Raw genomic sequence first — 23158 nt, 5'->3', positions numbered from 1 at the left:
TTGGGTGTCCTCCTTGGGGCGCGCGTTGGCGCGCGTGTGAAAAAGTTCCGCCCCGGTCCATATGCGTCCACGGGGACGCCCTGGGCCGGGGCGGAGACGGTTTTGGCGGGAATGCGCGTCCGGCGGGATTCGAACCCGCGGTCTGCCGCTTAGGGGGCGGCCGCCTTGTCCACTGGGCCACGGACGCGAAAAAAAGGGAGCGTCCGTCGGCCGTGGACAACAATGCGAAAAGAAGGCCGACGGGCGCCTGTTGCCCCGCGTGGATTCGAACCACGATAACCGCATCCAGAGTGCGGCGGACTGCCTGGTTGTCCTACGGGGCAGGGCGGGAGGCCGGATTGGATTTCACCGGCAACGCCAAGGCCACGGTCAATGTTCTGACATGCCCTTTGGGCGTACCCACGGTTCGGTCGCCGACCGGCTGGCTGGGCCCCGTGGTGCGATTCTCCCCGCGTGGTCACGGAGAATGTTCCGCCACTCCCATCGGTCCCATCGGGGAGCTACCCCTATGGAACCTGGTTCCTCCGGCTGGACTCGGACCAACTCGAACGGTTCCAAAGACCGTTGTGCTGCCATTACACCACGGAGGATTGCGCGCGGACCGTCCGGACACCGCTCGGGTGCCTGCGGATCGACCCCGCGAACGCCGGCCGTTCCTTCGCGTCCTTGGCCGGCGGATGTCCCCGCTATGCGGGTACGGGTGAATGGGGAGGCCGGAATCGAACCGCCTGCGGGGATTCCCGTCCCCTGGCGCACCAATGCGCCCTCTCCCCGTGCCGGCTCTTCGAGGCGTCCGGATGCCTCGCGCTGTCCCGCACGTATTCCGGCGGGCGTCGTGGCCCGCCGCGGCTTCGGCGGGTCCCCTCCCCCGTCGCCCCATGATCGGCTGGGATGCGGGGAGGCGTCGTTCCGACGTCACGATCATGTCGGAGCGACATCGCGGAGCCGGTGGGATTCGAACCCACGGGCCGGCGCCAGGCCGGCCAACACCTTAGCAGGGTGCCCCTTTCGACCACTCGGGCACGACTCCGGGACGGCATCGTGGAGGATGCCATGGGAAAAGCCCATGCGGGGGAACGCGCATATGCGCCGAAAGGACGCGCCGCGGGGGCGTGATCCTTCGGAGGAACCCGCATGGGCTTCGAGCCGGGCACCGGAATCGGACCGGCGACCTGCCGCTTACGAGGCGGCTGCTCTGCCTACTGAGCTAACCCGGCGTTGCGGGGCGTCCGGCGGCCGGCCTCCGGCCACTGTCGGACGGGATGGGCCCGCCCCGAGGATGCCCCTCGACTGGCATCGCCGCTATGCGGCGACGATGCCGAAGACCGTCGCGCAGCCTGTGCGACGGCTGCCGGCCCCGGGAGGGGGCCGTGCGCATCAGGCCACGGGCTCGATGCGCACGTCGTGGTCGAACTGTTCCGAACCATAGTATTTGCAGGTGCTCAGCCATGTCCCGTAGTTCACGAACTGGGTCGCCTTGTCGCGTTCCTCGCCCGTGATCCGGTACCGTCGCCCGTTGACCAGCACGATGGCGTTGGTTTTGGAGGCCGCGTTGTCCAGCCAATCGGAGCCCGCGTACCTATGGTGACCGTAGACATGCACGTCGTCAGCTGGGTCAGACGTGCCCTTATCCCAAGTGTCGTCAAGCCAGAGATCTGTGTGGCGCAGGCTGTCCGTGAGCCGTTGGCATCCGGCGAGGTCCACCGCATTGCAGGAGGCGCCCGTCCGGATGCTCTTGTACACCGGCAGGGTGGACCAGCTGTCATCGGCGACGCCAAAGCTCACGCCCTCGTAGTTCCATCCCGCCGACACGAGCGCGTTGCGCTCCCCCAGACTGGCGGTGATCATGTGGTCGCCGTTCGCCGGATTGTAGACGCGCCAGACGGTCGCCCCTCCGTCCGGATAGTTGAACGCGATGCCCTCGTCCCGCCAGCCGGCACGGAGCAGAATGTCACGTTCGCCGATGCTGGGCGTGAACAGGTGTCGCCCGTTCCCGTAGAGACGGTATGCCGGCTTCCCGTCGGCCGAGCTTTGGAATGCGATGCCCTCGTCCCGCCAGCCAGCCTTCCTGAGGTTCTGGTATTCGACCGGGTTCGTGGTGAACAGGTGGTCGCCGAGGGCCGTCGAATACAGGCGGTGGACGGGAAGGGCGGCGGCCTGCGCGCCGGGCGTGGCGATGAGCGGGGCCGCCAGTGCGACGACCGCGGCGATGGCGGACAGTGCTTTTGTTCTAGGTTTGTGCATTGCTCTCCTTATGAAGATCTGCGTCGCGGCGCGTGACCGCGTTAAGGGGATGCGGCGGGACTCGGACCCGCGGCCTCGGCTTGATGCCGCGCTCTATCCGTCTGAGCTACGCACCCCGGTCCGGCCACGGGGATTCCACCCCGTTGCCTCATAGGCGGAGGAATGTCTTCGCCCGACCCTCTGGTTCCAGCCACCGGCTGGTGTTTGCGCCGTCCCGGGGGATCATGGGATGGCGTCTCCCCGCGGCTGCCAGGCCCGGGAGGCACTCGGCCGGCTGGCATCGGCCTTTGTCGAGCGTCGCGTGGACGGGATGGGATTCGAACCCATCCAAGGCGACCGTCTTCGTCCCGTCCACCGTCGCGCGGAACGGCTCGGGTCTTCCGCGCGGCTCATACGCAACCCTGGGGGATGCGCGACCATGGTTTTTGTTTTACGAGCCGGCTGGTGGCGGAACATGGGATTGAGTTCCGCCGCTTCCCCGCGACTGTCCAAGGTCCGGGGAGCCCTCCGCATGCTTGGAACATGTTGGGAGCCCGCGTGCGGATGACGGGGGTCGAACCCGCGATCCATGCTTGGGAAGCATGTGTGATGCCGTTTCACCACATCCGCTTGTTTGCCGGCTGTTCTGCGCGCGTGGTCTAGCCGGCGATGCCACCGTATCCGTTGGTTGTGCGCTTGCCGTCGGCCATGATGGCCGGCGTCCGTGCCTTCGGCGGGATTCGGACCCGCGGCAGGCCGATTAGAAATCGACCGCTCTGATCCATCTGAGCTACGAAGGCGGGATGGTGTGGCGGCGCTGGAGGGTCTTTGTCGGTCGGAGAGTATTGCCGGCCTGGACCCTGCATCGTTCCCCTGTCCCGCGCGCCCGTGGGAGTCCTTGCGGACGGTGCGCGCGTGGCGTGGACGGGGTGGCGTTGACGCCGCCGTCACCCGTTTCCTGAGGCGGGCGGGCATGCCGGAATGGCGTGGCATGCCCTCCGTCGATACCTTCACGGGGACGGCCGGGCGGGGCTTCCACGCCATCGGATCATCCGCCCGTTCCGAAGCTGAGGGAAGGAACGGACGTTCCCGTTGGCTTGGATGCTCGGCCCCGCCGGCCGTCGTGCCCCCTGCGGGGTTCGAACCCGCGACCCACGACTTAAAAGGACGCTGCTCTGCCGATTGAGCTAAGGGGGCGCGGCGTGTCCGCCGGACGGGCTTTCCCATCCCGTTGCGGCGGCGGACACGCCCTTTGGCGGCCTGTTTTTCGCGCCCGGCCCAGACCGGGGCCGGTGTGTCATCGCGGTTTCGCGCTTGGACCATCCCATGCGGGGACGGTCCCGTGCCTCCCGTCGGAGTCGAACCGGCGTGACGCCGCCCCTTTTTTCGTTTTTGCGTGGTGGAAGGGCCTGCATGCGATGGGGCGGCGTGTGGCGCGGCCCGGAGAACGCCGCGCGGAGGCTTGGAGGGGGTCGGGCCCGTCCCGCCCTAGGAGGGAGCGTTTCGTCGGACGGGCCCGTCCCCGAGTGCCTTCGATGGGATTCGAACCCACGACCTTCCGCTCCGGAGGCGGACGCCCTATCCGCTGGGCGACGAAGGCGGTGCCGCGCGGTTGGGACACCGGGGCGCGGCGGGCCGGCTGAAAGGAGGTGACGGATCATGGCCCGGGAGGGGTTTCCCGTCATGTCTGTCCCCGCGCGCCCGTCCTGTGAGAAGGAGAGGAGGAGGGGCGGTCCGGCGGGCGTGCGCGCGGTGATGCCGGACCGTCACGAATGATGTGGGAGGGCGCTGGCGGGCCATGGCGGGACAGGAGCTCCCGCCGGTTGACGATATGCCCGCCATCGTTCCCCCTTCCCGTTCCATGCCATGAGGCGGGAGGGGGTGGCGTTGACGCCGTTCCCACCGGGCGTCCCGGATGGGGGTCGCACCCATCCGGCCCTCCGTGGGGAGGGGCCGGCCTCCCTGTGCTTTGGGGGCCGGGACGTGCCGTCCGGAAAGCCTATCGATCATGTCGCCGGACGGCGGTGTTGTGTGGTTGAGGGATTCGCCATGCCTTCCGGGACGGTTCCCCGGCATGGCGTGGGGAATCATGCTCCGTCCCGTAGGACCCCCGGTGGGATTCGAACCCACTCGTCCGCCCGCCCGAATCGGGGCGCGGGGGTCTGACGCCCCGGGCTTTTCCGCTCTCACCGGACCCGGGGCCTGCCGGACCGAAGCGTCGCATGGTCTTGCGGCATGCTCCCGTGCGGGACGCGTGCTGCCATGCGACGGGTGGTCCGTCGAAGATTCTATGTGCGCTATGGAGTTGTCAAACCGGCCGTCCGCGCGTGCCGCCATGGGGCGGGCCGGGGGCCGAGGTCTCGTGTGGAGGCCGCGCCGTGCGGCCGGCTTCCGGGGACTGGTATGCGTCCGCGCCGCGCCGTTCGGCGTGTCGCCAGTGTTTTCAACGGTTGAGGAGCGTGGGGATGCGCAGCGCGCGCGGCTCGCCCTCCAGTCCTCCGGGGCGGATGCCGCGCAGGATGAGGAATGCGACGGTGGTGGCCAACGGGCCGGGGTTCTGGCTGGTGACGGCCATGCACATCTCGGCCCGGTCCGCGTCGCCGGCGAGCCACGCGGCGAACGCGCGCGTCTCCCACATGAGCCTGTCGTCCGGGCCGGCGGTCTCGCCGAGCCGCCGGTCGACGCGGTCGAGCATGCGTTGGTCGGGCTGGTAGAGCGGGTCGGCGAGCAGCCGTCCGACGACGTCTCGCGCCGGGTCGTCGCCGCGCAGGATGGCGCGCATGCGCTCCACGTCCATATGCGGGTCGACGAGTCCGGTCCATGCGGCGTTCTCGAAGCCGGGCAGGCGGAACGCGGCCCTCAACGGGGTCGCGTCGACGGGCCACACGCGCCCGCGCGGCGGGTCGAGGAGTTCGTGCCATGCGGTCAGGGCGGGGCTCTCCCCGTCCATCCTCTCGTTCAGATCTGGTTTCATACCGGCCCCGTATGCGTCCACGCGCATGCGCGCATAGGAGGAGTCTCGTCGTCCCCGGGGCGTCCGATCCCCATGCCGGAGAAATCCTTTCCGGACCATGGCAGGGAAGGCGGGCGAGCATGGCGGCGGTGGGTCCCGCCCCTTCTAGGGCCATGCGCTCGCAGCCCGCCTGCGCCCCGGGACGGCACCATCCTTCTTTCAGCGCATGCGGAACGACCGGGCGAGCGCGCCCAGGCCGCGCAGAAACGTTCCCATGGCGCGCCCCAGACGCCGCCGTCGGCGGTCGCGCGGGCGGACGACGCGCCTCCCGGCCTTGGACGCGGGGATGGCCGCGCGTCCCTCCACGGCCCGCGCGCGCGCCTGTCGGCGTCGCCGGACGCGCCGCATCATCGCGTCCAGCCTTTTCTCGCGCAGGCGCTCCGCCTTGCCGGGATCCCACGGCCTGCCCCTCTCCTTCCCCGACGGGGCCGGCTTGCCGTCGTCCTCGCCGGTGCCTGCGGGCGGCACGCCCATGCTGGTGCGCTCCACGACCGGCTTCGGCCTGGCGCCCGTCAGATCGGGTTCGTCCACCCACACGTCGGGCTCGCCCTCCTCCCATTGGCCGCCGTTGGCGACCAGCGTGCCATGCACGCCGCCGGGCAGGGGCAGGTCGGAGTATGTGACGCCATGATGCCCCTCGTGGTCGAGCCAGAGGATGAGCATGCCCTCCTCATGGCCGTTGGCCTTGAGGAGGGGTCCGTCGGTCAGGCACACGATCCGTTCGGGCGCCCAATCCGCTCCGGTGGCGGGGTCGCGCCGCCCGTCGGCGGCGAGGGCGAGCAGACCCTCGTGTCCGGGCGGCAGCAGGTCGGGCAGGTCGCCGTCGCCGTGCGCGCCCCGCCCTTCCTTCCTCCATTCGCCGCCCTTGGGCGTGCCCCTGGGTTGGCGCGGCCGCCCCCTGTCAGAGGATCCACTCATCGTCGTCCCCCTCCCCCAGGTCGACGCTGACGGGCATCGACGCCTGTTCCACGACGGGCTGGTCCATGACGCCGACGAGCCTGGGCGGCACGGGCCGGTATTGGCCGGCGTCCACGGGCCGGCGGTCGGGCAAATCCCCGCAGTTGGCCTCCAGTTCGCCGCCCTTGCCTCCCCACCATGCCTGGAACATGTCGAGGGGGCGGCCGAGCGGCTGGTACATGCCGCGGCCCTTGGGGAAGCCGCCGGTCCGGTTGGTCTGGCGGATAAGCCGGTGAGCCTCCTTGACGCTCATCTGGTCGACGTTGCCGGCGGGCTCCCCGTTGCCCAGGAACACGCGGCCGAGCATCGCCTTGCAGGCGCCCGCGTCGGGCAGCAGGTCGAGTTGGCTGGCGTTCAGCTGCTGCGCGTCCAAAAGGAGGATGATGCCGGCGCTGCGCGCCTGGCGCAACAGGACGCTCACGTCCAGGCCGATCGCGCTGCGGACGCCGTTGGCCCATTCGATGCGCGTGTTCTCGTTGGCCACGTCCGGATCCTCCTGCGGGTTGTCGAGTTTCCGCCGGTCCTTCTGCAGGAGGCTGTTGAACTCGGCCACGTACAGGAGGATGCGCTCCGGCCTCACGTCGGCGGGCAGGTTGTCGAGGTCGCCGCCCCCATGGTTCTTGATCAACTGGACGCGCCGGCGCATCTCGACGACGGTCCACCGGGTGAGAGCGGCCGTGTCCTCCAGGGTGTCGGCGAACCCGGCGAGCTTACGGCGGATGGGCCGCAGGTCGTTGCAGCCCTTGCTGGGGTCGGCGGCCAGGACCGTCCAGCCGAGGCGCAGGGCCATCTGCACGATGGTGACGGACACGCTGCTCTTGCCGGAGCCGGTCGTGCCGGTCGCCAATAGGTGCGGGGTGTCGTGCGTGTCGAGCCATGCGGGCTCGCCGTCGTCCCTGACGCCGAACGGCAGCATCCACGGCCGCTCCGGATCCAGGACGGTCCAGTCGGCGTCCGCCCTGGCGGGCAAGGGGTCGTCGCGGCCCAATAGGAGGAGCGTCCGGTCGGAGCCTTTGACGGGCAGGCTCTTCGCGTATGCGAAGCCGGCGGCCGCCTGGAAGCGTTCCAAACGGTCCAGCAGGTCCTGCCCGGACAGGCCGGGCGGCGCCTTGAACTCGATCCGGTCGAACACGCCCTGCCGTTCCGCCGTTTCGACGGTGGGCGTGCGCCCGTCCTTCGTGCAGGCGCCGGCCTCGGCCCACGCCTGACCCCACGCCAAGGCGAGCGCCTTCGTCCGCTGCCGTTGGTCGCGCCATTGCGCGGGGTCGCCGGCGATCCGGGTGCCGGCCCATAGGACGAGCCTTCCCGCGTCCACCCACTGCCACAACGTGGTGTCGGCGCCCATGAGCGCGTCGAGCCGGGATTGGGCGCGCCGCACGTCGCCGGGCGTGACGCCGCCGGTCAGGACGACGGGCATGCGCCACAGGCACCAATCGTCCCCCATGGCCATGTTCTGGGCGGGGCCGACGAGCGCGGGATGCTTCAATCCGGTGGCGAACGCGCGGCTGGCGAGGATGCGCGCCAGCAATCGGGCCGCCTGGTCGTCGCCGGTCAGATCGCGCAGCTGGGTGGGCATTCCCTGCTGGTCGCGGCCGGCCCGGCAGAACATCATGTAGCGCGCGTAATGCCGTCCAGCCCCGTCGATGGGCAGGATGTCGGCTATGAGCGCGTCGCCGAACGCGGGCCTCAGGTCGGGCTTCATGTAGTCGGTCGCCTGCCCGTCGCTTTTGCCTACGCTCAGTTGGATGCTGGTGATGCTCCACCCGTGGGGGCTGGTCGCCCTGGTCTCGGTCGAGTAGAGGAAGCCGGCGGGCGGGTTGAGCTTGCTGCCCTCCAGGGCGTGCTCCCATTCGGTCCGGTCTCGGGCCTGCCGGTCGATGCGGGCGAGCCGTTCGCGCATGGGCGGGCTGGGCGGACGCTCCTCGCCGATGATCTTCAGGCATTTGGCTTCGTCGAAGTCCATGCTGTCCCAGTCCGCGTCGGCGAGGATCCAGCAGAACCGGTTGGACGGGTCCATGCGCGTCTCCAACCCGTCCAGGCACAGGAAGCGCCCCCATTCGTCCCGCCGGTCGGTGAACCATTGCGAGCCCCGGTCGCCCCACGTGGCGTTGCCGCCCACGATGTCCATGCCCCACGCGCACGGCTTGCCGCCCCTCGTGGCGAGGGGTCCGGCGAGCCGGGCGGCGCCGGGGATGGCGGGATAGCAGGCGCACATGCGCATGATGTCCACGTCGCACCTGGCTTCGAGGCCGACCGGATCCGCCAATTGGAGCATGGGGTCCATGCTTTGCTCGGGGCGCAGGGCGACGATGGCGCGCGTCGGGTCCGTGCCGTGGGAGACGACGCCGACGCGCATCCCCTGTTCGGCGGCCAACGGCTTCAACAGGTCCCTGATGCTCGCGTTCGTCCACGGCAGGCTGCCCTGCGGGCCCGCGTGGATGACGAACAGGCGCTCCCCGTTGTTTCCTTTCCTCGTGCCGGTCACCCTGTCCGGCGGACGGACGGGCGGCTTCTGCAATTGCGCGAGCCACCCGTCCAGGAGACGCCACGACTCCAAATCGTCCCGGTCCTGCCGGCGCGCCTGCCTCAAAGCGGGGATCATGGGCATGAGCATGCCCGTGCCCATGAGCGGAAACAGGGGCTGCCAGAGGCCGAATCCGGCCCACAGGAGGATGCCGGCGGCGAGTCCGGGCAGGGCGCCGAGGAGGATCATGGGGAGGCGTTTGCGCGCCCACGTGACCCGGCGTAGGACCAGGGGCGCGGGCTCCATGTCGAGCCGATGGTCCCGGCGCAGGCTCATCCACCCCATGCCGGTCAGGTACATGGCGAGGAACGACAGGGGCGCGCCCCACGCCTGGCCGTGGCGGACCGTGAGCGCAGCCAGGCCGCCCATGGCCAGGCCTGCGAGCATGTCGGGTCCCGATGGGAGCAGGTCCATGGGCTTGGAGAACCAGGCCTTGGCGCGCCTGTAGGCGCGCGAATCCCGTTTCTGCATGCCCGTCTCCGCCATGGGACGCCCCCACGCGTCCTTGCCGGACAGTTCCGGGGGGCGGGCCATGGCGCGGCCCGCCGCCAGGAGGACGGGGACGAGCGGCCACAACGGCAGGCCCGTCGCGACGGCGAGCATGACGATGAGGCCTATGGCGAGATGGAGGAACGGCAGGGGGCTGGCAGGCGGCTGGCTTGACCGGCTCCGGCCGGTCCTTCTACGAACGGATGGCATGCGCCCCGTCTATGCGAGGGCGGCATAGACGGCTGGCGGCAAGGAAACCCGTTTCAAGGAAAGGAGAGGCCGCTCATGGTCATGGACAGCAAGGGCCGTCTGCACGAGCCGCAGGGCATCCCCACCGGAGGCCAGTACGCGAAGGGAAGCACGGGGCATGGGATGACGGACGACCTGCCGTTGAACCCCATGCTCGCCCGGGCGACGCAAGGCCTGAGGGCGGGCGCGTTGAAGGAGCATGTGGAGGCGAAAAGCGCGGAGGAGACCCGGGGCCTGTTGGACATGGCCGCCGGGGCCGAGGTCACGGCGGACGGCATCGTCCTATACGACGGGGACGGCCAGGTCGTGTTCCGGCAGACGGACGGCACCCCGCACCTCGACTACAAGGTCCTCCGCCGGGACCCGAAGTGCAGGGCGGCGGTCCGCCGCACCCTGAAAAGCGACCTGAAGGACCTGTCGGCCGCGGACCGGCGCAAAACCGTGCAGGCCGCGTGGCGCATGGCCTCCCCCTACGACCGGAGGATGGCGATCGAGAAAAGCCCGGTGCGCCGCTACATCCCCGCGTCCAGCATCGCCAACAGCCTGCGCCACCGGAAGGACCGGGACAAGGCGGTCGGCCTGCTCGTCGCATTGCACTACGAGGATGCCTCCGCGAGCGCGAACGTGATCCGCTCCGGCTACCCGAACAACCGCGACTCGGCGTTCGCGTTCATCAACAAGACGAAGATCCAACGCGACAGGAACGGGCGGGCCATCGTCGGCGACTACACGGACCGTGACGGCAACCCCAAGCACGGGCCCCTGCCCGCCGACAAAGGCGCGGCCGCCCGCTCCTACCTGCGCATGCTCTACCAGCCCACCCGCGGCGTGCCCGACAGGGAGGACACCAAGAGGATCACCGGCACGCTCAAAGAGCTGGGCGACTACGGGCCGGACGTGCAGGCGCAGGCGTTCTGGGAGCTCTGCTACGGCAACGGGAGCATGGGCAATCCGCGCGGCGACCTCGACTACTGCAAGACCCTCGTCGGCCAGGAGCCCGGCAAAGCCAGGGGCGTGCGCCTCCTCGACCGGCTGAGCCGCGGCCGAGGACAAGGCAACGCGGCCCGCATGGCCGCCTACCAGCAGTGCCTCACCCACGAGGCCGCCGTCCGCTTCTGCGCCATGGAACCCGGAGACCAGAGGAAGGCGAACACCATGTTCACCCGCCGCCGGCGCAACAAGGACACCGGGCTCATGGAGGACGTCAAGCCCAGGCGCCTGACGGAGATGCGCTCCTGGATCCGCGCCGTCTACCGGATCAACGACACGGAAGTATCGGACATGCGCGCGCGCATGGACGCGGAGAACGCCTCCAAGGCCGAATAGGGGTAAAGTGCGGGGTGGCGTGGGACGACGGGGTCCGGCGCCACCCCTCACACCCCCATGTCAGAACATGTTGCCGTCGCCGCCCCAGATGCCGTAGACCAGATCCGGCAGATCGCTGTCGTCTCCGCGAGGCACGTTTGTGAAACGGCCCAGGGAATCACGGCCTTGCGTTCCGTGCCAGCCGGCGGTGGAACGATTGGAGAAACGTCGCATCGCCTCCGCGTTCATTTCCTTGCCCAATCGAGATAGGGAGGGAATGTCGGACAACCGTTCGGACAACTCCTTGAGGTTGCGCGGCGGGCGCTGGTATTTGCCCACCATTTCGATGAGAGCATCATTCATTCGACTGGGGTCATCGTGGTACAGATCGGAAAGAAACGCGCCTGGTCGGATTGTTGTGATTCCGAGTTTCCGTAGGATTCCTTCGGTGTCGAAGTCTGAGATGTTGTCGGTGACGAGGCGGTCCGCTTTGCCTTTGATGGCTCCGGCGACCACCGCGGCATCGTCCACGTCGCTCACGTATTCCCTCATGTATTCGACAAGAGGCTCCCAGTCATGGACGAAATACGCCGATGTCGCCATCCGCATCTGATGAAGCCTGTTTTCGAGGCTACGTCGCCGGCGTTCACGGAAGGATTCGTCTTCGATCGGAGCGACTAGATTCTCCAGAAGATTGTCGCGTAGCTCCTGGTACACGTATTCGCTCCAGCGCATCCTGAACAGATTCTTCTCGCCCGTCGCCAATGATAGGAAGATGTCATTGGATAATGCTCCGAAGAGTACGTTTGTATCAAGGAACGCCGTATGCAGTCCGCTCATTTCTGCTCCAGCTCGCGGAACTCCTCGTTAATGGCGATAAGACGGTCCAAATGCTTCCGCTGATCTTCGAAAAACGCCTTGCATTCGTCGACCGCCTCTTCGGTGAAGCGCATCGGTTCACCGGGCAGTGGCTTCAGCAATCCATCCTGAACGTGATATCGCAGATGTTCCACGTCGCACCCCAGACGGTCTGCCGCCTGCTGTTCGTCCAGCGCATCCATGCGCTTGATCCGGTCAGCTATCCTAGTGATCAATCCCATGGTTCTCCTCCTTGCATGGCTATGCTGTGGGGCCTGTTTTCATAAAGTATGCGTCCCGGCATCCCAAAGCCGTGACGACGAGGTCACTCGTCACGTAGTAGACCGAGTGTGTTCGGATATCGTTCCGCGACATCGTCCATGGCGTCGGAGAGCTTCGCCTTCATCGCGCGCGGGGACCGCCGCCACTCGTCCAGCATCGACTCCGTCCGCCAACGGGGCGCGGGCATGACGTCCCATGCGTGGCGTTGCGCCACGTCGCCGTCCGGCAGGTCCTTCTCCCATGTGATGCGGCCCAGGATCCGCCCGTAGTAGTCGCCGTCGTCCATGGGCAGGAGTCCCGTCGTCTCGAGCATGTCCCAGCGTTCGCGCGTGCCCTTGCCGAGCAGGGCCTTGTGTCCGAATTTGGCGACGGCCATGCTCGAGATGGCGTTCCTCATCGAGTCGAGGCGCCTCCACGACAGATAGTCCTTCACGTCCTGGATGGTGCGGATGGCGATGATCCGCGCGTCGAACGCCACGTCCCGCCCCATGGCGATGCGTTGCTTGGACCGGATGCCGCAGCATGCGAGCGATTGGACGAATCCGACGGCGGCCGAACTTGCCATGACGGTCAATAGTTTCTCCACGCGACCGTTGAACGGCAGTCGGCGCGTGTCCAGGATGACGCTGATCTCGTCGGACTGGATGTACGCGAGGATGATGCCGTCGGGCATGCTCCGGGCGATCGCGCGGGCCGCGTCGTCCATCGCCCGCGTGAACTCCGGGTCGAACGGCTTCTCCAAGGTCCGGGTGAGTGTATGGAATGCGCGTCCGTCGACGCGGACGACCGCATACGGGTAGGCGCTCCAGTTGATGTGATGGCTGAAATCCTCTTCGAGCCGTTTGAACCGGTCGCCGAGCTCGTCCCTGCGTGCCATTGGTCTTCCTTTCGTCGTCGTTTCCGACGGAGTCCATGCGTCTAGTCGAGCCGTCCCTCGGCGAAATACCTGAACGCATCCGCTTCCGGCATGTGCCTGGCGACCGCGCGGATGATCCGCAGGTCGTCCTCGAGGAATAGGGCCCTCCCTCCGCGTCGGAACGGCCGTTCCTGCGCGGCCGCCCATGCCGCGAACTCCCCGACCGTCATGCCGCGCGCGTGCTCCTCCGCGATGATGGCGAGGGCGTCCCTGGTGGCGGTCGTGCTGTATGCGACGGGCCGTTTGCGGCCCTTCGCATGCCATTCGACGTCGCCCGGCGGCAGATGGTATCCGCCCATGCCCCGTCTCCTTTCGTCTTCGAATACGGAAGGACCCCGCCGTCCCCGCCCCGTGCCGTGTCGCCGTCGTGCGGCGCCCTAAGTGGCGTGGGTCGGGTTCGGCGGGGTCTCCCCCGTCATGCCGGGCCTTACCAGGCTTCGCCGCCCGGCTGGCCGTCGTCCTCGAGGTCCTCCTCGTTCACCCATGTGCGGGAGACGATGCGGTACCCGTCGTCAAGCAGAGGATCGCCCTTCTCGTCGTCCGTCGTCAGGCCGTTCATGTCGGCGAGCGCCAGCGCCATGGCGGGCGTCTCGACCCATGTGGCGTTGTCCTCGTCGTCCTCCCATGAGGCGTCCAGGCCGTCCATGTCCGCGTCGAACAGGTAGGCTCCGTCCTTTTCGCGGCGCACCGCGTATTCGATGCCGCCGTTCTCATCGGTTCGGGTCATGCTTTCTCCTTTGTTCTTCCTTGTTTCCGGTGGTGTCAGATTATGCGATCAGACGGCGCATGGCCGTCAGGCTCGCCGCCGCCAGACGCGCGTCATGGCCGATCCGCTCCAGCACGGCCGGCAGGCCGGGCTTGGGATCGGTGCGGGTCCACCAGTCGTCGCCGTCCATGACGATGCGCAAAGCCCTGTCCGCGTCGCGGCACAGGCACGAGTCCATCCAGTCGCACAACGCCTTCCTGTCGGGCGTGCCCTGGGCGAGGCCGGGGATGTCGGGCACGAGCGTGGCCCCCCATGTCTGCCGGGCCACGCACCACTGGGCCTTCAGCAGGGCGACGAGCGTGGCGTCCACGTCCCGCGGCGTGGGGGCGATCAGTCCGGCGCGCGCGGCGGTCAAAGTCAGGTGGACGGTCCCGTACCCGTCGGGGTTGAGCACGCGGTCGGCGCCCATGCTGGGCGCGCTTGGACGCCGGCATTCCACCATGGGCGGGGTGGGCGCGGGCATGGGAGCGGGCGCCGGCGAGGGGGCCGTCGCTTCGCGCGGGGGCTTGACGCCCCACTTGTCCAGCGCGGCCCTCGCGCCGGCGTCCGCCCACGGGTCCTCGATCGGTTCCGCCATGTCATGCTCCTTGCGTTCTCCGTTTGCGGCCGCGTCTTCGGTGGGGGTCGCGGCCCTGTCGACGGGTTCATGCGTCCCCGCCGGGTGGAAGCCGTCGAACAGGGTCGAGTCCACGTGGACGAACCTCTCCGGATCCCTCGGCAACTGCTCCTTGGCTGCGGCCGTGGCCTTCGCGCCCCTGACGACGGCGAGGGGGCAGTTGTTGGCGAGCGGACACCATGCGCACAGACCGGACGGCAGGAGCGGGTACGCGCCCTCCCCTATGGCCCGGTTCATCATGGTCCACGCGTTGCGCAGGCGCAGGCCCGTGTCCATCATCGCCTCGCCGGACAGGTCGGCCGGGTGGAAGGCGCGGTGCTCCACGTACACGTCGCGCGCCCCCCTGACCCCGCACACGCCCGCCGTCTCCAACAGGGCCTTGTAGACGCGCAACTGGTCGGCGTGGCGGCGCTTCCCGTCGGCGCGCGTGGGCACGCTCCCGGTCTTCCAGTCGACCACCACGCCCGATTCGTCGCGGTAGTCGACCTCGCCGCGCATGGGGATGCCCCACACGTCCGCGTCCACCCGCTGCTCCATGGCCGCCGGCTCGGGCGTATGCTGCAGCGCGTCCGTCAGGCGGAAGCCCGCCAGTTTGCGGGCCGCCGCGTCCGTCCAGTCGGCGCGCGTGGCGGGCGTGCCGTCGGGCTTGGCCGCATTGGACGGGATGGGCTCGTCCTTCCACGGCTCCGCGCGCCGCTTCTCCTCCAGCAGGTCGACCGCTTGGTCGGCCAGCGCATGCCAGTCGGGCTCGTCCACATCCGGCTCCCGCATCGCCAGTTCGAGGCTGGCGTGCGCCAGGGAGCCGAGCACGAGGGGCGATCCCCACGGCCGCTCGGGCGGGATGAGCCTGCCCGCGGCCCACCGGCCGGGGCAGCTCATCCACGTGTCGAGGCTAGAAAAGCTGGCCCTGCGTGAGGCGCGCACCCCGTCGACGGTCAACGTGCGCCGTCCGGCGTCGAATTCGAACGTTTCCTTGCTCATGCCCCCGGGATGCGTCCGGACGCCACGCGTACTCGAGGAGCCGCCACGGCTGCACGTAGCGGCGGCCCGCGTATTCGAATCCGAGCCCCTTGGGCAGGTGCGCGACCCTCGGGCTGATGAGGCGCGCCATCTCCTCCGTGTCCAGGGGCACGTTCAGGTAGCGCAGCCAAGGCAGGCGCGTGCGCGCCCGCTGGACCGCGGCCAACGGGTAGCATCCCGCCCGGTCGGGCTGCGGGAACATGCGGTGGTCGCACAGCAATCGTATGAACCGTTCCGGCACGTCGAGGAAGCGGGCCGCCTGGCCGGGGGACAGGACCATGGGCTGCATCAGTCGGCCAGCCCCCTCACCCGCTCCAGGTCGAGCGTCGGCGCCGCCAATGCCAATGCGACCGCCAGGTCGGTCTGGCTGCCCCGGACCTTCAGGCTCAGGCTCGGGTCGAGCGCGTTGGCCGCCTGGGCGGCGGCGCGCAAAGCGGCGGGCTCGCGTTCGGCGAGCATCATCAGCATGACCGTGCGCCGCGCCTCCCCCTTCTCGCCGGCCGCGTCCACGAGCACCCCGACGCCCCTGCCGGCCCTGCCTTCGATGATCGCGAAGACCTGCCGCGCCTCGTCGTCGCCCGCGACGTCGGCGACGAGCCTTTTGACGTCCGGGTCGTCCAACAGTCGGCGCGCGTCGAGGATACGGCGCGTCTGGGCGAGCGTGGGAGCCTGGGATCGCGCGCGGGCGGGCTTCGATGCGGCCGCGCCGGCGGGGGCGCCTTCGCCCCCCGGCTCCGCCGGGGCCTCCACGGCCGGCTCCCGCGGAGCGGGCTCCGGCGGGTTCCATCCGCCCTCGTCCATGCCGGTGGGCTGCCACTGCGAGTATTCGTCCGTCATGATGGTCGGACCATCCTTCCAATCGGGGCGCGCCCCACCATGGGGCGCGCATGCCATGCCCCCGCTATGCGGCCAAGACCGGGGATAAGCACGCTCCGCGCCGTCCGCGCATAGCGGGCCGGCATGCAGGCATCCATCATCTTCGTGACCGGCGGCACCGGCGGCGTGGGCAAGAGCAGCTGCGCGCGCATGCTCGCCCAGGCGTGCGCCCTCGCCGGCGCCAAGACCGTGCTCGTCGACGGCAACCCCGGCCAGCAATCCCAGCGCGTCTTCCTGAACGTGCGCGACGACCAGGGCCTGGAGGACGTCCGGTTCAGCAGCGTCATGGACGCGGTGCTCCGCCCGTCCGAAGTGAACGCGAGGTTCGCGTTCCTGCCCGGACCCCTCGACCCGTTCCACCCCAGGACCATCGACCGGTACGGGGAGGCATTGGTCGCCCTGCGCCCCAACTGCCGGCTCATCATAGTGGACGCGGACCGCACCGACCCGCGCCAATGGGACGACCAGACGACGTTCAGCGGCGGCATCATGCGCCCCTTCCTCACGTCCGGACAGGCGAGGCTCGTGTTCAGGATCGGCCAGACCGGCAGCCAGTTGGACGACGGGCTCGCCGCCCTGGACGCGATCCGCATGCCCGGCCAGACGCTCGCCATCAGCCAGGTCCCCCAGGGATTGAAGCCCAAGCCCGCCCGCCAATGGAGGCAACTGTTGGACGGGCTCGCCCAATACGGGGGCGCCGACCAGTGGGACCAGGCGTCCCTGCGGCTCATAGACGCGGGCAGGCGGGGGTGGCCGAAGGGCAGGGAGCCCGCATGGCTCAAAAACGCGATGCGCTTCAGCCTCGGACAATCCAAGGGCAAGGACGCGGACCGGTGAGCGCCGTCGACCCGAGGACGGGCCTGGACGCGCTCGCCCGGGCGCGCGGACGACGCGCCATGATGCTCGTCCGACTGCGCCGGCTCGCCGAGACCGACGGGCGCGCCTGCCTGCCCGCGCTCATCGACGCCTGCCAGGACGATCCCGCCATCCTGCGCCTCAGGGCGTGGCGCGCCGACCAGGCGGTGTTCGGCACGGGCCGCACGAAGGCGTTGAGGCACGTCGAGACGGCCGCCCGATGGTGCGGCGCGTCCGACGGCATGCCCCGGCCCGGCGACGTGACCATGGGCTGGATATTGGACGCGCGCACCCAGGGGGCGCGCCTGGCCGCGTGGCTGCTCGCCATCGGCCTGGACATGGGCTTCCAACTGACCGGACCCGACCCATACCACGGGGGCGGCTCACACGCCGAGCAGACGGGCGGCGACCGTGCCCAGCCGGCACAGGACCTGCCATGACGTGTCCAGACCCTCCAGATCCCGCACATGGTCCAATTCCCGGTTGAACGCCGCCTCGTCCAGACGGCGCGCATGCCCCTGCAAAGGCCAGTACAATTCCAGCAGACGCCCCCAATGGGCGGGCAGCATGCCGGCGGCGAGCCTCCTGCGATGCGGGGGCACGGGCTCCAGCATGAGCCCGGCCGCCACGAGCGGCTCCACGTCGTCGAGGCTGGGATGCCAGAAGCCCGCCCGGCGGGCCACGTCCAGCGCGTCCCCGGCGCGCCTCGCATGCTCGTCGTGACGCTCCGGCGCCGGCAGGCCGTCCAACGCGACGGCGGGCCCGTCCTTGTCCCCCTCCTTCCTGCCTTCGATGCGGTCGAGCATCAGCCCCCTCAAGCCGCCGACAGGACGGGGCACGGTCAGACGCGGATGCTCGTCGAACAGGCTGGCCACGTCCGACTGGGTCACGCTCCGGCTCGACCGGTCGTCCCACACCGGGTTCCACCCCTCCTCGTCCTCCCGGCTCGACGCGTCCGACACCTTCTCGAACAGGACGCGCCTCGCGTTCCTCAGGGCGACCTGCCGGGACAGTTGGCGCGCCCACGCGCAGAAGCTCGTGCCCAACAGGGGCGTCCACATGTTGTCCATGTTCCATTGGCTCGCCTTGCTGCTGATCGCCTGGCCGAGGATCTTCTCCACCAGCTTCTCGCGCGTGTACGCGACCATCGTCGCAGCCCGCTGCGCCTGCCCGGGGAACAGGGGGCGCACCGTGTCGTCCACGATCATGCTCTCGTACAGCCATTCGGCGACCTTATGCCGCTCCGGGCTGCCGAATTCCAGAGCCTCGTCCGTCCAATCCAACGCGCGGACCCTCGCGTCCAGTTCGGCGCACCGCGCCTCGTCATAATGCCTCACGCACGCGCGTCATGCGTCCACCACGCGCGGGCATAGCCGGCGCGCATGATCGAAGAGCATTGGTACGAACTCATCCCCGCCCCCGACGACGGGGCGGACGACCAGACCAGGTTCCTCAAACGGGCCCGCAGGGCCGCCGACGAACTCGGCCTGACCGGCAGGCCCGGCCTGTCCGACTGGTGGAAGGACAGGGACGACGGGCTGATCCTCGTCGCCCAGGGCGAACGACGGTGGATCATGGTCCCCCGGGGGGAGCGCGCCGCCAAGGCGTTCGCCCACGCCGCCCGCGCCACCATCCGCGCCTGCGAGAGGCCCGGCTTCCTCGACGAGGAGGACGGTGGCGTGACCGCGCACGCGCTCGCCGCAGCCAGCTCGACGCTCTCCAGAAGCGCGCGCGACGACCAGACCGACGACAGCGACGTGCGCCTCGACCCGCCCGAGGACGGGTGGACGGGCGTCAACGTGCGCAGGATCGCATGGCTCGAATCCAACCGGAACAACGACTGGCTCGCCGACGAGTTCAACAGGCAGGCCGACGACTCGAAGCTGCGAGGCGAAGGCCTTTCCGTGTGCAGGGTCGTCGCCCACGCGCCCGACCGCACCCAGGCCCTGGAGCACGCGCGCAACACCGCCAACGCCTTGGATCTCGGATTGACTCCCGGCATCAACGCGCACATCAGCCACCCCGGGCTCGGCCTGCCCCTGATCGGAGCCATCCTCATCCTTCTGGGCCTCATGGGCGCGGCCCTCGGCCTCAACCCGCTCCTACCCCTGACCGGACTGCCGCTCCTCGCATACGGCATCCACAGGCGACGGAACATAGGGCCCGCCGGCAGCCTCATGCAACGCCCCCGCCACCGCTGGTGGCTCGCCCGCACCCGCCGCGCACAATCCAGCGATCTGAAGACACGATCCGCCGGCGACGACCAGAACGTCGGGCGCAAACACCGGGTGAAGGCGTACGCGTTCCAACGCAGCACGTTCCCCCTGCCCGCCGGCGCGCTCGCCGCCATCGGCACGCCGCCCGCCCGCCTCGCCGCCGCCATCAGCGGCCTGACGCCCGTGCCCGACGGGCTCGCCCGGGCCGACGGCATGCCACTGGGGCTCGGCGACGACAATAGGCTCGCCCGCATCCCCCGCGCCGCGCACTACGGGGGCGTCGCCATCCTCGGCGAGGCCGGAAGCGGCAAATCGAACCTCATGCACGGCATGCAGGCGTGGATGCGCGCCCACCACGGTCCCGGCGACTGCATGGTCATGATCGAAAGCAAGGGGTCGGCCAGCCACCCCATCCTCGACAGGCTCGTGCCCGGCATGCAACTGGTCGACGTGAGCGACCCCACCACCCCCATGGTCAGCCTCCTGGGCGACGGGGACAACGCCGCGAAGGCCGCGCGGTTCGCCGACCTCATGCAACGCGCGCTCGGCGACCAGCAGGTCGGCCCCCAGTCGCGCATCCAGATCAAGGACGCGACGCACGCCGCCCTCGAAGGACTCCGGGCGCCAGGATACGCGCGCCGCTGCCAGACGCTCGGCATCCAGCCCGCCCGCGACTGGACCGACCTCGCGTCACGCCTCTGCTGCGCCGACGGACCAAGGGAGGCGCGCCTCCAGGGACAGGCCATCCGGTTGGAATGCGACGACCCCACGGTCGGCGCGGCCCTCGACCGGCTGCACGGCGGCCAACGCGCGGACGGCAAACCCATCCTGGCGGACGGCCGGCTCGCCGAACTCCTGCGCGCCCCCATGAACAAACTCGACCTATTGCGACAGGAGCCCGCGCTCGCCGGACGGCGCCCCCAGGTCACATGGGGGCAGGCGATCGCCCACCACGCGATCCTCATGGTCAACATCGGGCCCGCCGTCCGCGCCCGGCAGGACGGATCCCACGCGACCATGCCCGACAACACGCGCCGCCTCGTCGGCGCCATCCTCTTCCAATCATTGCGCGACGAGGTGGAGCGCCGTTGCGTCGACTGGCAGAACCAGGGGCGGGCCATGAGGGTCACCGTCGACGAACTCACCGACGTGACCGGAGACGACCCCACCGGCACGGACGCGGGAGGCGGCGGCGCCACCATCCGATGGATGCGGGAGCGCGGACGCGCCTACGGGGTGGAGCTGACCATGGGCACGCAGAACCCCGGCCAACTGTCCGGCCCCCTCCTGGACACGTTCCTCGGCATGATGACCCTGTGCAGCTTCACCCTACGCGCCCAGGCCATGGCCGAGAAGACCGCCGGGGACATGGGGCTCGACCCGGGGGTGCTGAAGGGCATGCGCGTGCACGACATGGCCGTCCGCACCGTCGACGCGGACCTGGCGGGCCTGCCCACGCTCGTCCTGAGGGTCCCCCACTACGACGCGGGCGAACACACGGACGCATGACACGCGGCCGACAACACCCAACCAAAGACAAGGGGGCAGCCCATGAGGGCATTGATCGACAGCAGGGAGCTCGCGCGCGCCGCCGGCCACGTCGCGCGCGTCATCGACAAGACGGGGCAGGCGGCCGGCATGGCCATGTCCATCACCGTCACCGACACGCAGACGATCCTCGAGGCCACGGGGCCCCGCGGCTGGTCGCGCAGCCAGGTCGACGCGAAGGGCATCGAACCCGGGCAGACGGTCGTCAACGGCCTGTGGCTGACCGCCATGAGCGGCGCCCTGCCCCAAGGCGAGACCGACATGGAGGAAAGGGACGGCAGGCTCCGCCTCTCCTGCGCGGGCGCCAGCCTCGACATGAGCCCCATGGGCGGGGACCTGACGCCCACGGCGCCCACGCTCCCCCAGACCCGCGGCCTGCCCGACGGCACCCTGGAACGCCTTGGACAGGCCGTCGCCCACTGCCTCGGCAACGATCCGAACCTGCCCGTCCTCACGGGCATCCGCCTGGCCGCGAAGGACGGGATCCTGACGGCGACCGGCACGAACCGCGTGTGCGCCAGCCAACTCGCCATGCCCGCGCCCGGACTGGACGACATGGACGCGATCGTGCCCGGCGAATGGCTCGTCCGCAACGCCAAGGGCGCCACTGGCATCGGCGTCGACGCGCACGCGTGCGCCGTCACGGGCGAACGCGACGCGGACACGAGCCCGGTCATCGACGGCCAATACCCCAACATCGACAGGCTCTGGCCCACGCCCGGGGACATCGAACAATCCGCCACCGTCGACAAGACGCGGCTCGAGGCCGCGTGCCGCCTGTTGAGGACCGCGTGGACCAGCGGCGGCCTCACCACGCCCATCCGGCTCGAACCCCAGGGGGACGCGCTCGTCCTGCGATTGTCCGACGAGTCGACCGGCGCCACGCAACGCCTCGACGCGACCATCGAAGGCACGCTCCGGGACGACGCGCATCCCGTCGTCCTCGACGCCACCTACCTGGCGAACGCCGCCAAGGCCACCGAAGGGCAGACCGTCACCATCGGCATCCGCACAGGCGCCGACCGCATCCCGCCCGTCCTCCTGACCGGCGAAAGCGAAGGCCAGCGGCAACTGATCACACCCATCACCATCGGGTGAGGAAACCCGGTAAAAACGAAGGGGGCGGGGACGGATCCCACGAGGGGAACCGTCCCCGCCCCTTCCATATCCGCCGGAGGCGGCTCAGGCGAGCAGACGCTCCAGACTCGACGACATGCGCTCGCGCCACGCGTCCGACAGGCCGTCCCCATCCAACGGCAGCGAAGCCGAAGGGACGACGGCGGAAGCCGGCGCCGGACCGGACGAAGGAATCCTCCCGGCCCCATCCACGGAGGAAGAGGAGTAGGGAACCGGCTCCGCCACGGTCTTCCCCGACGGAGCCACGGAGACGGCATCCCCCGCAGGCGGCACGACGGCCGGAGCGGGCCCGGCCATGGGGACGGCGGCGGGCATCGACGGCGAGGACGTGAAATCCGGCATCGGCCGCGACTCCCCAATGGACGGGGTGCCGGCCGGAGCCTCGGAGAAGGCCACGGCGGACGGCGCGACCCCGGATGGCTCCGGAACCATAGGATCATCCGCCGCCGGCTCCGGGGGCGCCTGGACGGAAGGCTCCTCCGCCACCCCGACGGACTCCGGGAGCCCCGCCCCGACGCGCGCCCCGGCCTCTCCGGCCGTCCCCATGGGCGCGGAGCCTTCCTCCCGCGATGCGGCGGATTCCACGGGCGACGGTCCGGCCGGAGCCTCGTGACGCGCGGCCGGGGACGCCTCCGGGACCGGGCCGGCTTGGACGGGGACCATGGGCGCCGGGACCACTCCGGCCCGCTCCATCGCCTCCAGCCGTTCCACGCGCGCATCCAGGCTTCGGGCCGCCGCCATCACGATCATGTGGCTGGTCGCCAGCAGGGCGACCGGCGGCATCGCCATCAGGCCGGCCGCCAGCCAGCGCGGCAGCAGGACCCCGTCCACCGGGACCGGCCGGGCGTGCAGCGCGTTGCCGGCCAGGCTGACGAGGCTGAACACGCACAGCATGGCCCACGGGTAGCGCTGCCCGATGCCGCGCGTCTTGAACACCCACGTCGCCCATGTGAACGCCACCACCGGCAGGTCGACGATCAGCGGAAACATCCACGACAGGGCCGGCTGCACGCCCACCGCCACGCCCAACTGCCTCAGCGCGTCGAAGCTCAGCACGAACGCGAGCAGGGCGATCAGCACCACCAGGCACAGCAGCGGCCACAGACGGGCCTCGCGGGCGCGCCCGTCCTCCAACGTGGGATCCATCCGAAACCACCTCTCCCAAAAAAGAACTGCGGGACAATCCGCCATGGCTATGGCGGGCGGCGGGACCGGCGGCCATCCCCGCCGCCCGCGCCACATGGATGCGTCCGCGGACCGCCATGGGAACGGACCGCCAAAGGGTGGGGGCACCCCGAAAAAGGCGTG

Annotated in this window: 18 protein-coding genes and 9 tRNA genes; 5 read left to right on the top strand and 22 right to left on the bottom strand. The window is 69.8% G+C overall.

Translation table 11 applies throughout. From position 1 onward, the window contains the following. Nucleotides 1–114 precede the first annotated feature (114 nt). From AC1AUD_RS00570 to AC1AUD_RS00510, 13 genes are all read right to left on the bottom strand, one after another. Nucleotides 115–187: transfer RNA gene (locus tag AC1AUD_RS00570), tRNA-Arg, on the bottom strand. 63 nt (nt 188–250) lie between these two features. After that, nucleotides 251–323: transfer RNA gene (locus tag AC1AUD_RS00565), tRNA-Gln, on the bottom strand. 193 nt (nt 324–516) lie between these two features. Continuing rightward, a tRNA-Gln gene (locus AC1AUD_RS00560) sits at nt 517–590 on the bottom strand. Nucleotides 591–940: 350 nt separating this feature from the next. After that, nucleotides 941–1030, bottom strand: a tRNA-Ser gene (locus AC1AUD_RS00555). A gap of 114 nt (nt 1031–1144) precedes the next feature. After that, a tRNA-Thr gene (locus tag AC1AUD_RS00550) sits at nt 1145–1217 on the bottom strand. A 160-nt stretch (nt 1218–1377) separates the two neighbouring features. Then, complete coding sequence (locus AC1AUD_RS00545) at nt 1378–2244, bottom strand: hypothetical protein (protein WP_476571090.1); 867 nt, start codon at nt 2242–2244, stop codon at nt 1378–1380. A 538-nt stretch (nt 2245–2782) separates the two neighbouring features. Continuing rightward, a tRNA-Gly gene (locus AC1AUD_RS00540) sits at nt 2783–2853 on the bottom strand. 95 nt (nt 2854–2948) lie between these two features. Next, nucleotides 2949–3023: transfer RNA gene (locus tag AC1AUD_RS00535), tRNA-Arg, on the bottom strand. 324 nt (nt 3024–3347) lie between these two features. Beyond that, nucleotides 3348–3420 (bottom strand) — tRNA-Lys (locus AC1AUD_RS00530). 330 nt (nt 3421–3750) lie between these two features. Next, nucleotides 3751–3823 (bottom strand) — tRNA-Arg (locus AC1AUD_RS00525). Nucleotides 3824–4666: 843 nt separating this feature from the next. After that, complete coding sequence (locus AC1AUD_RS00520) at nt 4667–5197, bottom strand: hypothetical protein (protein WP_476571088.1); 531 nt, start codon at nt 5195–5197, stop codon at nt 4667–4669. Nucleotides 5198–5395: 198 nt separating this feature from the next. Further along, nucleotides 5396–6154 (bottom strand): hypothetical protein, encoded by a 759-nt coding sequence (locus tag AC1AUD_RS00515; protein WP_476571086.1) that lies wholly within the window; start codon nt 6152–6154, stop codon nt 5396–5398. Continuing rightward, nucleotides 6138–9416 carry an FtsK/SpoIIIE domain-containing protein gene (locus AC1AUD_RS00510; RefSeq protein ID WP_476571084.1) on the bottom strand — a complete coding sequence of 1093 codons (3279 nt, stop codon included), beginning with the start codon at nt 9414–9416 and terminating at the stop codon, nt 6138–6140. Before AC1AUD_RS00510 ends, AC1AUD_RS00515 begins: the two co-directional genes overlap by 17 nt. 75 nt (nt 9417–9491) lie before the next feature. On the opposite strand from AC1AUD_RS00510, the gene AC1AUD_RS00505 reads away from it, so the two are divergent. Continuing rightward, a complete protein-coding gene (locus AC1AUD_RS00505) occupies nt 9492–10781 on the top strand; it encodes a hypothetical protein (RefSeq protein ID WP_476571082.1) in 1290 nt (429 codons plus the stop codon). 60 nt (nt 10782–10841) lie between these two features. Here the strand turns inward: AC1AUD_RS00505 and AC1AUD_RS00500 are convergent, their stop codons facing one another. From AC1AUD_RS00500 to AC1AUD_RS00470, 7 genes are all read right to left on the bottom strand, one after another. Continuing rightward, the gene (locus AC1AUD_RS00500) at nt 10842–11600 is read right to left on the bottom strand and encodes a PIN domain-containing protein (RefSeq protein ID WP_476571080.1); all 759 of its coding nucleotides are present in this window, start codon (nt 11598–11600) and stop codon (nt 10842–10844) included. Beyond that, nucleotides 11597–11860: a hypothetical protein gene (locus AC1AUD_RS00495; RefSeq protein WP_476571078.1), complete on the bottom strand. Its 264-nt coding sequence runs from the start codon at nt 11858–11860 to the stop codon at nt 11597–11599. The genes AC1AUD_RS00500 and AC1AUD_RS00495 overlap by 4 nt, the downstream gene beginning before the upstream one ends. Before the next feature lie 83 nt (nt 11861–11943). Next, complete coding sequence (locus AC1AUD_RS00490) at nt 11944–12777, bottom strand: tRNA(His) guanylyltransferase Thg1 family protein (protein ID WP_476571077.1); 834 nt, start codon at nt 12775–12777, stop codon at nt 11944–11946. 41 nt (nt 12778–12818) lie between these two features. Then, on the bottom strand, nt 12819–13115 hold the full coding sequence (locus AC1AUD_RS00485; RefSeq protein ID WP_476571075.1) for a hypothetical protein: 297 nt from the start codon (nt 13113–13115) through the stop codon (nt 12819–12821). Between the two features lie 128 nt (nt 13116–13243). After that, complete coding sequence (locus AC1AUD_RS00480) at nt 13244–13543, bottom strand: hypothetical protein (RefSeq protein ID WP_476571073.1); 300 nt, start codon at nt 13541–13543, stop codon at nt 13244–13246. Nucleotides 13544–13583: 40 nt separating this feature from the next. Further along, nucleotides 13584–15179: a PD-(D/E)XK nuclease family protein gene (locus AC1AUD_RS00475; RefSeq protein WP_476571070.1), complete on the bottom strand. Its 1596-nt coding sequence runs from the start codon at nt 15177–15179 to the stop codon at nt 13584–13586. A 327-nt stretch (nt 15180–15506) separates the two neighbouring features. Next, the gene (locus AC1AUD_RS00470) at nt 15507–16055 is read right to left on the bottom strand and encodes a hypothetical protein (protein ID WP_476571068.1); all 549 of its coding nucleotides are present in this window, start codon (nt 16053–16055) and stop codon (nt 15507–15509) included. A gap of 123 nt (nt 16056–16178) precedes the next feature. On the opposite strand from AC1AUD_RS00470, the gene AC1AUD_RS00465 reads away from it, so the two are divergent. After that, nucleotides 16179–16931: a MinD/ParA family ATP-binding protein gene (locus tag AC1AUD_RS00465; protein ID WP_476571066.1), complete on the top strand. Its 753-nt coding sequence runs from the start codon at nt 16179–16181 to the stop codon at nt 16929–16931. After that, a complete protein-coding gene (locus tag AC1AUD_RS00460) occupies nt 16928–17389 on the top strand; it encodes a hypothetical protein (protein ID WP_476571064.1) in 462 nt (153 codons plus the stop codon). The genes AC1AUD_RS00465 and AC1AUD_RS00460 overlap by 4 nt, the downstream gene beginning before the upstream one ends. Here AC1AUD_RS00460 and AC1AUD_RS00455 read toward each other — a convergent pair. Further along, nucleotides 17333–18286, bottom strand: a complete 954-nt coding sequence (locus AC1AUD_RS00455; RefSeq protein WP_476571062.1) for a hypothetical protein — start codon at nt 18284–18286, stop codon at nt 17333–17335. The genes AC1AUD_RS00460 and AC1AUD_RS00455 overlap by 57 nt on opposite strands. Before the next feature lie 45 nt (nt 18287–18331). On the opposite strand from AC1AUD_RS00455, the gene AC1AUD_RS00450 reads away from it, so the two are divergent. Together AC1AUD_RS00450 and AC1AUD_RS00445 are read left to right on the top strand one after the other, a co-directional pair. Next, a complete protein-coding gene (locus tag AC1AUD_RS00450; protein WP_476571060.1) occupies nt 18332–20674 on the top strand; it encodes a hypothetical protein in 2343 nt (780 codons plus the stop codon). Nucleotides 20675–20716: 42 nt separating this feature from the next. Next, nucleotides 20717–21811 carry a hypothetical protein gene (locus AC1AUD_RS00445; RefSeq protein WP_476571058.1) on the top strand — a complete coding sequence of 365 codons (1095 nt, stop codon included), beginning with the start codon at nt 20717–20719 and terminating at the stop codon, nt 21809–21811. Between the two features lie 84 nt (nt 21812–21895). On the opposite strand, the gene AC1AUD_RS00440 is transcribed toward AC1AUD_RS00445, so the two are convergent. Next, a complete protein-coding gene (locus tag AC1AUD_RS00440; protein WP_476571056.1) occupies nt 21896–22996 on the bottom strand; it encodes a DUF2637 domain-containing protein in 1101 nt (366 codons plus the stop codon). Nucleotides 22997–23158: the final 162 nt, after the last annotated feature.

This window comes from Bifidobacterium sp. LH_730, from assembly GCF_056355835.1.
The sequence above is the reverse complement of the archived record's forward strand: the minus strand, read 5'-3'. Positions and strand labels throughout refer to the sequence as shown.

Excerpts from the sequence above, each read along its gene's own strand:
- AC1AUD_RS00450 (WP_476571060.1), top strand. The coding sequence starts at position 18,332 with ATGATCGAAGAGCATTGGTACGAACTCATCCCCGCCCCCGACGACGGG.
- AC1AUD_RS00510 (WP_476571084.1), bottom strand. The coding sequence starts at position 9,416 with ATGCCATCCGTTCGTAGAAGGACCGGCCGGAGCCGGTCAAGCCAGCCG.
- AC1AUD_RS00475 (WP_476571070.1), bottom strand. The coding sequence starts at position 15,179 with ATGAGCAAGGAAACGTTCGAATTCGACGCCGGACGGCGCACGTTGACC.
- AC1AUD_RS00520 (WP_476571088.1), bottom strand. The coding sequence starts at position 5,197 with ATGAAACCAGATCTGAACGAGAGGATGGACGGGGAGAGCCCCGCCCTG.
- AC1AUD_RS00515 (WP_476571086.1), bottom strand. The coding sequence starts at position 6,154 with ATGAGTGGATCCTCTGACAGGGGGCGGCCGCGCCAACCCAGGGGCACG.
- AC1AUD_RS00465 (WP_476571066.1), top strand. The coding sequence starts at position 16,179 with ATGCAGGCATCCATCATCTTCGTGACCGGCGGCACCGGCGGCGTGGGC.
- AC1AUD_RS00505 (WP_476571082.1), top strand. The coding sequence starts at position 9,492 with ATGGTCATGGACAGCAAGGGCCGTCTGCACGAGCCGCAGGGCATCCCC.
- AC1AUD_RS00545 (WP_476571090.1), bottom strand. The coding sequence starts at position 2,244 with ATGCACAAACCTAGAACAAAAGCACTGTCCGCCATCGCCGCGGTCGTC.
- AC1AUD_RS00485 (WP_476571075.1), bottom strand. The coding sequence starts at position 13,115 with ATGGGCGGATACCATCTGCCGCCGGGCGACGTCGAATGGCATGCGAAG.
- AC1AUD_RS00445 (WP_476571058.1), top strand. The coding sequence starts at position 20,717 with ATGAGGGCATTGATCGACAGCAGGGAGCTCGCGCGCGCCGCCGGCCAC.
- AC1AUD_RS00440 (WP_476571056.1), bottom strand. The coding sequence starts at position 22,996 with ATGGATCCCACGTTGGAGGACGGGCGCGCCCGCGAGGCCCGTCTGTGG.
- AC1AUD_RS00495 (WP_476571078.1), bottom strand. The coding sequence starts at position 11,860 with ATGGGATTGATCACTAGGATAGCTGACCGGATCAAGCGCATGGATGCG.
- AC1AUD_RS00490 (WP_476571077.1), bottom strand. The coding sequence starts at position 12,777 with ATGGCACGCAGGGACGAGCTCGGCGACCGGTTCAAACGGCTCGAAGAG.
- AC1AUD_RS00480 (WP_476571073.1), bottom strand. The coding sequence starts at position 13,543 with ATGACCCGAACCGATGAGAACGGCGGCATCGAATACGCGGTGCGCCGC.
- AC1AUD_RS00470 (WP_476571068.1), bottom strand. The coding sequence starts at position 16,055 with ATGACGGACGAATACTCGCAGTGGCAGCCCACCGGCATGGACGAGGGC.
- AC1AUD_RS00500 (WP_476571080.1), bottom strand. The coding sequence starts at position 11,600 with ATGAGCGGACTGCATACGGCGTTCCTTGATACAAACGTACTCTTCGGA.